Raw genomic sequence first — 1589 nt, forward strand, 5'->3', positions numbered from 1 at the left:
GCCGTCTATTGATCAAAAAGCATACGGCCGGCGCCGCGGTGAGGCGGGCCGGCCGTTGGCGATAGGCGATCGGGGTTTGGACTAGAAGGTGAAGTCCGACGGGGTCAGGGCGCTGGCCAGGGTGTTCTCGAAGATGATGGCGTCGCCGGCCAGGGTGGTCACCACGGCGCTGTCGCCGACCTGGGTGATGTGCAGATCGGCGAAGGTCAGGCCGGTCGCGGTCAGGTCGAGCTTGTCGACGCCACCCTCGTAGTCGGTGATGGTGTCCTTGCCCCAGCCCTTGTCGAACACGAACTTGTCCCAGCCGCCCAGGCCGCCGGAAAGACGATCGTCACCGGCGCCGCCGTTGATGATGTCGTTGCCGCCGTGACCGGCGATGGAGTCATTGCCCGCCCCGCCCAGCAGGGTGTCGGAGCCGCCCATGCCCAGCAGGATGTCGGCGCCGGCCCCGCCGCTCAGCGTATTGGCGCCATTGTCGCCCGACAGCCGATCGGCGAAGGCCGAACCGAGCAGGTTCTCGATGCTGCTGAACGTGTCGCCCACGGCCCAACCGCTATTGGCCACCGGCTTGAGCAGGTCGACGGTCACGCCGGCGCTGGCCGAGGCGTAGGAAGCCGTGTCGCGACCGGCGCCGCCCACGAAGCCATCGTTGCCCGCGGTGGCGCCCAGCAGATCGTCGCCAGCGCCGCCGACGACGCCGCCTGCGGCCGACGGCGTGCTGGAGGGCGAGGTGTCGGCCACGGCCGGTTCCTTGACCGCCGTCAGATCGGTGGTGCTGGCGCCAGAGCCCGCGACCGTCGCGCCGCTGGTCGTCGATGATGGGGTCGAAGCGGTCGGGGTGGACGCAGCCGGGGTCGAAGCGGTCGAAGCGGTCGCGAAGGTGAAGTCCGCGGCCGTGATTTGCGACGCGTTGATGCCGGTGAAGGTGATGCTGTCGCCGGCCGCGGTCGAGACCACCGTGTTCGCACCCGACTGCGCGATCTTCAGATCGCTAAACTGCAGGCCGGTCGCGGTCAGGTCGAGCCTGTCGACGCCATCCTCGTAGTCGGTGATGGTGTCCTTGCCCCAGCCCTTGTCGAACACGAACTTGTCCCAGCCGCCCAGGCCGCCGGAAAGGCGATCGTCACCGGCGCCGCCGTTGATGATGTCGTTGCCGCCGTGACCGGAGATCGCGTCGTTGCCCGCCCCGCCCAGCAGGGTGTCGGAACCGCCCATGCCCAGCAGGGTGTCGGCCCCGGCTCCGCCGCTCAGCGTATTGGCGCCGTTGTCGCCCGCCAGGCTGTCGGCGAAGGCCGACCCGAGCAGATCCTCGATCCCGCTGAAGGTGTCGCCGGCTGCTTCCCCGGTGTTGGCCGTCGGCTTGAGCAAGTCGACCTTCACGCCGGTCAGGGCCGCGGCGTAGGAGGCCGTATCGCGGCCCGCGCCGCCGATCAGCACGTCTGCGCCCGCGCCGCCATCGAGCGTGTCGTCGCCGGCGCCGCCATCGAGGGTGTCGGCTCCCGCCAACCCCACCAGCTTGTCGGCTCCACCTGAACCCTTCAGGACGTCCGCGCCCGCCGTGCCCGTCTTGTCCCCGCTCGCCACCGGCG

1 protein-coding gene is annotated in these 1589 nt (G+C 70.0%); it reads right to left on the reverse strand.

Features of this window, described 5'->3' with window-relative positions; all coding sequences use genetic code 11:
• Window positions 1–81: 81 nt before the first annotated feature.
• Window positions 82–1589: calcium-binding protein (locus DDF67_RS22720; protein WP_146198074.1), on the reverse strand; the 1508-nt coding region annotated here is incomplete at its 5' end.

Source organism: Caulobacter endophyticus (assembly GCF_003116815.1).
Classification (GTDB): Bacteria; Pseudomonadota; Alphaproteobacteria; order Caulobacterales; family Caulobacteraceae; genus Caulobacter; species Caulobacter endophyticus.